Here is a 9463-nt window from a genome sequence, read left to right as displayed (position 1 = left end):
GTTTAGTTTTCAAAGAACAACATGTCATAAGCGACAAGAAATATCATAACACATCCCTCAAAAAATTGTCAACCATAATTTTAAAATTATTATAAAGATGACCTCATCTCGAAGGAGCTTTTAAATAATATCACCTCTTCATGTAAACTTCCACATGAAAAATTATCCATTTAACAATCCTTCATATTTGGGGTAGAACCCACATAAAATGGACAAGTAAGGATTGTCCTAGGGGGTTATGAACTTGGTAAGAACTATTAAACGATTAGCGATAGAATCCGATAGCTTATGAGAAGAACATTTTTTACATATTGCTGCTTAATATTCGGAGCAAGCCTGCAGGGGATGTCTATGTCCTTGTTTCTATTTCCTCATTCTATTCCATCTGGCGGGGCTGCCGGAATTGCTATTCTAATGAATCATTGGTTTCATTTATCATTGGGATTTTCCTTATGGATTGCTAATATAGTCTTTTTATTTTTTGCCATCCGTTATTTTGGCTACACATGGACGTTTAGAACCATCCTCTCTGTTGCCACTACTTCGACAACTGTAAATTTCATAACTTTGCAGATCCCACATATACATGTACATCTGTTATTGGATTTAATTGCTGGCAGTGTTTTTTTCGGAATTGGCGTGGGGATTCTCATTCGGGCCGGTGCATCGAGCGGCGGGATGGTCATTCCGGCTTTAATGATTGCTACCTACAAAAATTGGAGTCCTGGTAAAGTGATGATGGGAATTAACCTGTTGATATTCTTATTAACTGCCCTTGTGATCGATTATAAAATTGTGATTTTCGCGATTATTTGCCAATTTTTTTCGACCAATATCATAGATTATATATACGAACTAAAAATCCATAAGATTAGCTTCTTAACTGCTAATTGGCGTAAAAGATAAGAAGATCCGCTATAGAATCTTCTTATCTTTTAAATATCCAATTACTTTGTCTACAGATTCTTCGATCGTCATTTTATCGGAATCAATTATAATTTCCGGACTAATTGGGGCCTCATATGGAGATGAGATTCCTGTAAATTCAGAGATTTCACCTTTCCTTGCCTTTTTATACAGTCCTTTAGGATCGCGATCTTCACAAACCAATATAGGACAATTTAAGTAGATTTCAATAAACTCACCGGGTTCAAACATTGTGCGGACAAGCTCCCTGTCTTCAAGGAAAGGGGAGATAAAAGCAGTACATACAATCTGCCCACTGTCGACAAACAGTTTTGCCACTTCACCGATTCTGCGGATATTTTCTTTCCTGTCCTCTGGCAGAAAGCTTAAATCACGGTTTAATCCATGACGGATATTATCCCCATCCAATACATAGCTTCGATAGGATTCTTGAAATAACATATGGTCAACGGCATTGGCCAGCGTGGATTTTCCTGACCCGGACAAACCGGTAAACCAAAGAACGCAGCTTTTATGACCATTTAAAAGGAGACGGTCTTTTTTTGTAACCGTTGTGTGATGCCAGGTGATGTTACCTCTTTTATTCATTCTCCTACACCCTTTAGTTGTTTTAGCAGCTAGCCAATACTTGAATTTTCATTTATATAAGTTTCTATCATACCTTGGATAAGGATTTCCACTACCTCTGGACGACTGAATTCCTTTGGAGGATGAACGCCATTTCTCAGCATTCCTCTAACCGCCGTCCCCGATAAAATTACATGATACCCTCGGTCATGAGGACATGTTTTTGCAGACGCCATATTTTCGCATTTTCTGCAGTAGAAACTATGTTCGAAGAATAGTGGTTTAATCCCTAATTCTTCTTCTGTAAAATGACTGAAAATTTTTTGGGAATCATAGGTCCCATAATAATTTCCAACCCCTGCATGATCTCTTCCTACAATAAAATGCGTACATCCATAATTTTTCCGGACAATGGCATGAAAAATGGCTTCTCTCGGTCCGGCATAACGCATGGCAGCTGGAAAAACAGACAAGAAGACACGGTCTTGTGGATAATAATTTTCGAGTAATACTTGATAGCTCTTCATTCTAATTTCACTTGGGATATCATCGGCCTTTGTCTCACCGACCAACGGATTTAAGAATAAACCGTCAACAATTTCTAGAGCTGATTTTTGTATATATTCATGAGCCCTGTGAACAGGATTTCTTGTTTGAAACCCAACAACTGTCTTCCAGCCTAGCTCTTTGAATATCTTCCTGGTTTGAAGAGGATCTAAATAAAAGCTTTCAAAGATCATTTTCTCCGGTCTATTGATAAGGGTTATCGGACCAGCAATATAAATCTCCGGACGATCAAACAGCTTTTTAACTCCAGGATGGTGAGGATCAATCGTTCTATATACTTTGTCGGCTTCAATCTTTTTATCTGGACGAAACATTTCCTTTATCGTCATCACACCATAAATGGTATTACCGTGAATTAAGTTGATTGTTTCTCCAATTTTGAGTTGTTTTGCTTTCAAAGGCTCGACCGCTAACGTAATTGGGATGGACCATGGAAGTCCGTTAGATAACCTCATATTCTGTACAACCGAATCATAATCCCTTTTTTCCATAAATCCTTCGAGCGGGCTATAAGCACCATTAGCGATTAATTCCAAATCACTTAATTCCAATTTACTGAGTTCGACAGAGTTTCGAATATTTTCTTTTGAAAAATGAACATCTATTCGATTTATTAATTTGCCGCCGTGCGGCATACTCTCACTCATATCTTTCTCCTCCCTAGACCTCCCAATTATTCGGTCAGCATGTTTTTTGGTTTGTTCTTTATCCCTCGTGGAGTCCGCATTCTGTTTTTGTATTACCAGCCCAGCGCCCTGCACGAAGATCCCCGGTATTGGTAACAGGCTGGGTACACGGTGCACATCCGATACTTGGATATCCTTGATCATGCAGTGGGTTATATGGAAGATTATTTAAGGTAATATAGGTCATGATATCTTCCCAGGACCAATGAATAAGTGGGCAAATTTTTACTTTATGAAATTTATCATCCTTATTTATATATTGGGTATTTCTCCTTGTGAGAGATTGGTCTCTTCTTAAACCGGAGATCCATGCCGAAACATTGGATAAGGCTTCTTTTAAGGGGACTACTTTTCTCATATGACAACATAAATTGGGATTATGCTTCCATAATTCGTCCCCATACCATTTTGCTTGATCCTCTAAGCTGGCCTTTGGTTTTAGCATTGTAATATCTAATAAAGGGTAACGTTCCTTAACTTTTTCAATTAATTCATATGTTTCGGGGAAATGCAGACCTGTATCAAGGAAAATAATTTTAGCTTGTTTGTTAACCTTATAAATTAAATCAATTAAAACAATCCCCTCTGCACCGAAGCTGCAGGAATATACTATATCATCCTTATACTCCTGATAAGCCCATTTTAAAACATCCAGGAAATCTGGTTTATTGTTTATAAAGGAGGCTATTTTCTCTTCATTCCAATTTTCATACGTTAACAGTTCAGACAAAACTTAGCCCTCCATTTCATTCACTCATTTCCACTTCTATGGTAATACATTGATTGTTTTCGACGATTATTTTATTCATGTTGTTGATGTCGCCAAAGTTTACATAAGAAACAAACCCTCTTATCCACGAGCCGTGACCGAAAACTAATACATTATGGTAGTCTTTATATTTTTTTAAAAATAGTGCAATTCGAGCCTCGAGGTTCTTTAAACTCTCACCCAGAATCAGTTCCTTTGGGTTTTCTATCCATTTATCACCATACTCATTGATGAGCTTCCCCTTTGGAACTCCCTCAAATGGACCAAAATCTAATTCATCCAATAATCCTTCGGTTTTAGGCTGATAACCATATAGATGTGCTGTTTGATGGGTTCGTTTCAGGGTACTAGCCAATACTATGTCAAACGGCTGTTTTTGGAGCTGCTCCTGATTTTGCTCTATTTTATTGACGAACTCCTCAGTGACAGGAGCGAGGTCAATGTCCCGTCTTCCTTGAAGCCATGTTTTTTTATTCCATTCTGTTGGAAGGTGCCGTATTAAAGTAATGTTCATCTTAAGCCTCCAGAAAAAAGGTTTCACTTCTAAGACCACGGCGCTGTGATTCCAAAACAAGTACATCCTGAAGTTTCACATTTCCTAAATTTACGTTAGGACCAATTTCTTTTATAAAATACATTTGATGTTTGGCAGATGGAGCCTCAAAGATAATTTTTCGTGTATCTAAATCTTTTAATAATTCATGTACTAAATTGGATTTAACGGTTCCACACTTTTCATAAATTCCAGATGTGCCGGAATCCCGGCCTTCGGTTATGACATATTCACATCCAGCATCTAGAAGCAATTGAATTTCTTTTTTCCAATCAGAGATAGGCATTTCGTTATTACAATCCTTCGAGCCCACTTCCGCAATTACATGAAAATCATCCTTTATTTGGGAAATCAATTGTAAACGCTCCTGAAGTGGAATATCCAAGGTCCCATTGGAGATTTCAAGCCAATTAATACCTAAGCTGCTTAAGTACGCGAGATACTCAGGAATCTTATTCTGATAATAGCATTTCTCAAATAAGGTTCCTCCACAATACGGTTTAATCTGGTACTCCTTATAAAGATTCACTTTTTCCTTTAAATTTGGGGTAACATAGGCAGAACCAATTCCAATTTTGGCAATATCAATGATGTCACCATAATCAGATAATATATTTTTTAACTCCCCTATTGGGGTCCCGAAATCAATGACAGAAGTCAAACCGTAAGTTCGATTTCCAAAAGTCCTTTCCGGTAATGTTAAAAAATTCATAGGCAATGCGCCTCCTCTATTTTTCTAGGATAGATTATTCAAGAACTGGGTGAATGTGTATACATTGGGCTATTACACCGAGTAATTAGGCATTTGTCATGTATAAACATTCCTCTAGAACAAACAATAATAAAGCTTAATTTTATAGTTAGGGGTGTACATCCTTGCCAAAGCAAAAACATAAAGGCTTAACGATAGCATCCATCGGTTCTATTCCGCTGATTTTAGTTCTGGGGAACTCGATGCTGATCCCTATCCTCCCGAAGATGAAAACAGAACTGAATGTAACCCAATTTCAGACAAGTTTGATTATCTCAGTATTTTCGATTGCTGCAGCAATCTCAATACCCATATTAGGTTACTTATCCGACAGATTTTCTCGAAAGGCTGTCATCATCCCTGCACTTATTTTGTATGGCTGCGGTGGACTATTAGCTGGTGCGGCAGCGGCTTGGTTTTCAAATGCCTACACATGGATATTGGCTGGGAGGATTATGCAGGGAATGGGTGCGGCAGGAACAGCACCCATAGCGATGGCTTTAGCAGGCGACTTATTTAAGGGTGGCGAACAAAGTAAGGTATTAGGATTAGTGGAAGCCTCCAATGGGTTCGGAAAGGTAATCAGCCCGATTATTGGGTCGTTATTAGCCCTGCTCTTTTGGTATGCAGCCTTCTTTGCCTTTCCAATCTTTTGCTTACTATCCGTTTTGTTAACCATCTTTTTTATTAAAGAGAAAAAGGCAGAAAAAGAACCTCCGCCAGTTAAAAAATATATTAAAGGTCTTGTCTCAGTGTTTAAAACAGAAGGCCGCTGGCTGTTTGCCGCTTATTTAACAGGGGCTTCCTGTTTATTTACATTGTTTGGGATATTGTTTTATATCTCAGATATACTCGAGAAAGACCATCATATTGACGGCTTGTTAAAAGGGGCTATATTAGCAATACCGCTTTTATTTATGACCACTACTTCCTATATCACCGGAAGCAATATCGGAAAAAAAATGAGTCTTATGAAAAAACTAATTGTTATTGGTTGTTTATTAATGACAGCTTCTTTTGCATCTCTAGTGTTCTTTACTAAATTATTACCGTTCTTTGCAGTTCTGGTTGTCAGCAGTATCGGCACTGGCCTTGTACTGCCGTGCATTAATAGCTTTATTACTGGTTCCGTTCCATCTGACAGAAGAGGATTTGTCACTTCCCTATATGGATCAGTTCGTTTTTTAGGGGTAGCCATCGGCCCTCCTATCTTTAGTACATTAATGGAATGGTCCAGATCTGGAATGTTTCTTTCTACCGCAGGATTAACGCTATTATGCGGCCTTCTTTGCATGATGCTAATCCATGTCGCTAAAAAGAAACCGACCGAAGAAAATGATTCACTATTTGAGAAGCTCCAGTTTACGTAACACCACCTAATCCTAACCATAGAAATTAAAGGAGAAGATTTCATTGCAAATTTATTTTTCACCCGAGGTCATTACCCCGGAATATCAAGTTTTAAATGTGGTTGATGGAAAAAACAAGGGAGTCGGGAATGTGGCCTTCTTATTTGCCGAAAAGAAACTTTATGTTTACGGCATTTTAGAAGAGGATGAAGTGGGAGCAGACTTTAAAGATTTAATTACACCCTATATTAAAGGGCTAGCTAAAGCTAAGCCAGGACTCGATATCTTCTCTTGTTTGTATGTTGGATGTAAGAAAATTAAACTGAATGAAGAAGAAAAATAATTATGATTCCATAATCGGCTGACTTAGAGAAGAACTGGGTCAGCTTTTTTGGCTTACAAGTTATATGTAACAAGGCGGATAACTACTTCATAATTTAGTGTTGTAAGTATTTTTTCTATGGAGTGTTGCCTAATGAGCGTTGGGATTATTTTCATGGGTTTAGTGATTGGTTTTATGGTCGGGTTAACAGGCGTTGGTGGTGCAGCCTTGTTAACACCGATTTTAATATTAATAGGGATAAATCCATCCATTGCTGTTGGGACGGATCTTTTCTACAACTCCATTACAAAACTCTTTGGATCTATTCAGCATTGGAGACAAAAGACCATCAACCTTCAACTGGTCAAATATTTAGCGATTGGAAGCATTCCCAGTGCGGTCATGGCTGTTGCACTCCTTCACTTATTTGATTCTTATTTTCACAATCAAGAATTAGTGATTAAACATGCACTTGGCTATGTTTTGATATTGGTGGCATTATCTACCCTGTTTAAAACATTTATGAAAAATAAAAATAAGTGGAATCATCTGCAAATGAAGCCTCTTGAAGAGAAACGGGCATTAACAATTGGTTTAGGGGCGGTATTAGGCTTTATTGTTGGATTAACTTCGATTGGCTCAGGTTCATTGTTTGCCTTAGCCATGATCTTTCTCTACCGATTAAGCCCATCAGAGCTCGTTGGAACAGATATTGCCCATGCTTTCCTCTTAGTTACAGCCGCTGGAATCATGCATGCCGGTATTGGTAATGTTGATTTCTTCTTAATGGTTAATCTTTTAACCGGATCCATCCCAGGTGTCATTTTAGGAAGCAACTTATCTTCTAAATTCCCCGAAAAACCACTAAGAACGATTATGGCTATTATGATTTTAATTAGCGGGTTTAAACTAATTTGATGTTCCCTTTTTAAAATGCAATTAAGTTAGGAAAAAAACATGTCCTTCTCTTGAAAAAATCAACATATAATGTGGTGAAAATGATATTTTCGGGAGGTAGCTATGTTTATAATTTTAGAAAAAGCAGTTTTGGGAATGGCCTTTTTACGATTATTATCTGGCAGTATCGAGATATTTGCAGCTATTTTAATGCTTAGATTTAATTCAGTTGAAAAAGCTTTAATGATTAATTCCTCACTCGCCCTTGTGGGTCCTATTATATTAATTTTAACCACAACAATAGGCTTAGTAGGGATTGTTGGAGATATATCTGTCATGAAAATCGTCTGGATTTTACTCGGGGTTGCATTTATATTAATAGGAGTAAAATCTTAATGGGGCCATTCTCCTTTGCCTATCAATGGAAAAAGCCTATCAGATTAGATAGGTCTGATAGGCTTAGTCATCTTGTCTTGATCGATCCTGTGGGTTTAGCATGTGTCCTCGCAAATTACTATATGGAACAGGTGAGCGTAGAAGAACTAATTTGAAATCAAGGGGATTAAACGGCATAAACGGATATAAATATGGAATATTCATCGTCTTTGTTACGACTAACAGTAAGATCCATAACGTAATCCCGATAACTAAACCCGGTACTTGGAGTATTGCGACCATGATTAAAAAGAAAACACGGAAAATACGATTCGCAAGGCTTAATTCATAACTAGGTGTTGCAAATGTTCCAATAGCAGCAACCGCAACGTAAAGCACTACCTCGTGGGTAAAAATCCCGACTTGGACCGCTACATCCCCGATAATGATAGCAGAGACGATACCAAGGGCAGTAGCAAGAGCATTAGGGGTATGTATGGCCGCCATCCGCAAAATCTCAATTCCGATTTCAGCAATAAGAAATTGCCAAATAAGAGCGATTTCTCCATGATCCTTTACCCCAATGAACTTCCATCGTTCAGAAAGTAGCTGCTCATTTGTTGCATAGGTATACCATATAGGTAATAGAAATAATGAGGCGGCAACTGCAACAAATCTTGCAAATCGTAAAAAGCCACCTACCAAGGGCTTCTGCCGATACTCCTCAGCATGCTGCAGATGATGCCAATAAGTAGCTGGACAGATCATAACGCTCGGTGAGCCATCGACAACAATAAGTACATGCCCTTCCATTAAATGAACAGAACTTGTATCAGCTCTTTCCGTGTATCTAACTAATGGGTACGGGTTATAGTTCCTGCCGAAGACAAACTCTTCTATTGTTTTTTCACCCATGGAAACCCCATCTACTGAAATATCCTCAAGTTTTTCTCTCAGCATTCTCACGTTTTCCATATCAACAATACTGTCTATGTATACTAATGCTACATCTGTCTTTGATCGATTTCCTACCTGTACATATTCCATGACTAATGATCGGTCTCTTACCCGCCTTCGGATTAATGCAAGGTTAAATACAATCGTTTCCACAAACCCATCACGCGGCCCACGAACTACTCGCTCAATATCAGGTTCCTGAGGGGAACGAATTGGATATTCCCTTGAATCAATCAGGACTACTTTACTGCCTTGTTCAACAACTAAAGCAGTTTGCCCAGCAAGAACTTGGGCTATTACTTCCTCCAAGTCAGGTGTGGTTACTACCTCAACATGTGGTATAAATGTTCTAACAAGCTCATTTATTGGATCATCCTTAAATTCCTCGGGTTTCCGCTTTTCAATCTCCTTCATGATTAAAAGCAGGATATTCGCCTGGGCAAACCCATCCACGAGGAACATGCTCATTTTATGTCCTGCATAATCAATTTTGCGGTGGATAATATCGAAGCTTTTTCCAACACGCAGTTCTTGTTTCAAGTATTCAATGTTTTCTTCATATGATTCCTTGACTGGAATCTGTATCCCCTTTTTTCCCAAAAATGCCAACTCCCTAAATAATCATTAATGGTATTTTGCGGAAAGCTGAAAGGTTATATACCCATCTTTAATTATATCTTGGAAAAACAAAAAAAGACAATCGTCTAAGATTGTCCTTTTTCATGCCTGGCAACGTCCTACTC

At 38.2% G+C, this 9463-nt stretch carries 11 protein-coding genes; 5 read left to right on the top strand and 6 right to left on the bottom strand.

What is annotated here, in order from left to right; all coding sequences use genetic code 11:
- Positions 1–288 precede the first annotated feature (288 nt).
- Entirely contained in the window at positions 289–906 is a 618-nt protein-coding gene (locus tag COD92_RS27010; RefSeq protein ID WP_098532476.1) for a YitT family protein, read from the top strand.
- Between the two features lie 9 nt (positions 907–915).
- Here the strand turns inward: COD92_RS27010 and cysC are convergent, their stop codons facing one another.
- Genes cysC through COD92_RS26985 form a run of 5 tightly spaced genes read right to left on the bottom strand, consistent with a single transcriptional unit; the run spans position 916 to position 4781 of the window.
- A complete protein-coding gene (gene cysC / locus COD92_RS27005) occupies positions 916–1515 on the bottom strand; it encodes an adenylyl-sulfate kinase (protein WP_098532475.1) in 600 nt (199 codons plus the stop codon).
- Between the two features lie 29 nt (positions 1516–1544).
- Positions 1545–2708 carry a sulfate adenylyltransferase gene (gene sat, locus COD92_RS27000; protein ID WP_098532474.1) on the bottom strand — a complete coding sequence of 388 codons (1164 nt, stop codon included), beginning with the start codon at positions 2706–2708 and terminating at the stop codon, positions 1545–1547.
- A 58-nt stretch (positions 2709–2766) separates the two neighbouring features.
- Positions 2767–3477 (bottom strand): phosphoadenylyl-sulfate reductase, encoded by a 711-nt coding sequence (locus COD92_RS26995; protein ID WP_420491216.1) that lies wholly within the window; start codon positions 3475–3477, stop codon positions 2767–2769.
- Positions 3478–3493: 16 nt separating this feature from the next.
- The gene (locus COD92_RS26990; protein WP_098532473.1) at positions 3494–4030 is read right to left on the bottom strand and encodes a histidine phosphatase family protein; all 537 of its coding nucleotides are present in this window, start codon (positions 4028–4030) and stop codon (positions 3494–3496) included.
- 1 nt (position 4031) lies between these two features.
- Positions 4032–4781, bottom strand: a complete 750-nt coding sequence (locus tag COD92_RS26985; protein ID WP_098532472.1) for a phosphosulfolactate synthase — start codon at positions 4779–4781, stop codon at positions 4032–4034.
- 164 nt (positions 4782–4945) lie between these two features.
- On the opposite strand from COD92_RS26985, the gene COD92_RS26980 reads away from it, so the two are divergent.
- The 4 genes from COD92_RS26980 (at position 4946) to COD92_RS26965 (ending at position 7784) form a co-directional block, all read left to right on the top strand.
- Positions 4946–6190, top strand: a complete 1245-nt coding sequence (locus COD92_RS26980; protein ID WP_098532471.1) for an MFS transporter — start codon at positions 4946–4948, stop codon at positions 6188–6190.
- 43 nt (positions 6191–6233) lie between these two features.
- Positions 6234–6512: a hypothetical protein gene (locus tag COD92_RS26975; protein WP_098532470.1), complete on the top strand. Its 279-nt coding sequence runs from the start codon at positions 6234–6236 to the stop codon at positions 6510–6512.
- A 132-nt stretch (positions 6513–6644) separates the two neighbouring features.
- Entirely contained in the window at positions 6645–7409 is a 765-nt protein-coding gene (locus COD92_RS26970; protein WP_098532469.1) for a sulfite exporter TauE/SafE family protein, read from the top strand.
- A gap of 102 nt (positions 7410–7511) precedes the next feature.
- Positions 7512–7784 (top strand): YqhV family protein, encoded by a 273-nt coding sequence (locus tag COD92_RS26965; RefSeq protein ID WP_176541400.1) that lies wholly within the window; start codon positions 7512–7514, stop codon positions 7782–7784.
- Between the two features lie 63 nt (positions 7785–7847).
- On the opposite strand, the gene COD92_RS26960 is transcribed toward COD92_RS26965, so the two are convergent.
- Positions 7848–9320 carry a spore germination protein gene (locus COD92_RS26960; RefSeq protein ID WP_098532468.1) on the bottom strand — a complete coding sequence of 491 codons (1473 nt, stop codon included), beginning with the start codon at positions 9318–9320 and terminating at the stop codon, positions 7848–7850.
- Positions 9321–9463: the final 143 nt, after the last annotated feature.

It is taken from the genome of Bacillus sp. AFS037270 (assembly GCF_002585305.1).
Note: the sequence above shows the minus strand (reverse complement) of the source record. Positions and strands in the feature narration are given on the sequence as shown.

What these genes read in the sequence shown, in the direction of transcription:
- COD92_RS26990 (WP_098532473.1), bottom strand. Translation starts at nt 4,030, where the DNA reads ATGAACATTACTTTAATACGGCACCTTCCAACAGAATGGAATAAAAAA.
- cysC (WP_098532475.1), bottom strand. Translation starts at nt 1,515, where the DNA reads ATGAATAAAAGAGGTAACATCACCTGGCATCACACAACGGTTACAAAA.
- COD92_RS26965 (WP_176541400.1), top strand. Translation starts at nt 7,512, where the DNA reads ATGTTTATAATTTTAGAAAAAGCAGTTTTGGGAATGGCCTTTTTACGA.
- sat (WP_098532474.1), bottom strand. Translation starts at nt 2,708, where the DNA reads ATGAGTGAGAGTATGCCGCACGGCGGCAAATTAATAAATCGAATAGAT.
- COD92_RS26970 (WP_098532469.1), top strand. Translation starts at nt 6,645, where the DNA reads ATGAGCGTTGGGATTATTTTCATGGGTTTAGTGATTGGTTTTATGGTC.
- COD92_RS26985 (WP_098532472.1), bottom strand. Translation starts at nt 4,781, where the DNA reads ATGAATTTTTTAACATTACCGGAAAGGACTTTTGGAAATCGAACTTAC.
- COD92_RS27010 (WP_098532476.1), top strand. Translation starts at nt 289, where the DNA reads ATGAGAAGAACATTTTTTACATATTGCTGCTTAATATTCGGAGCAAGC.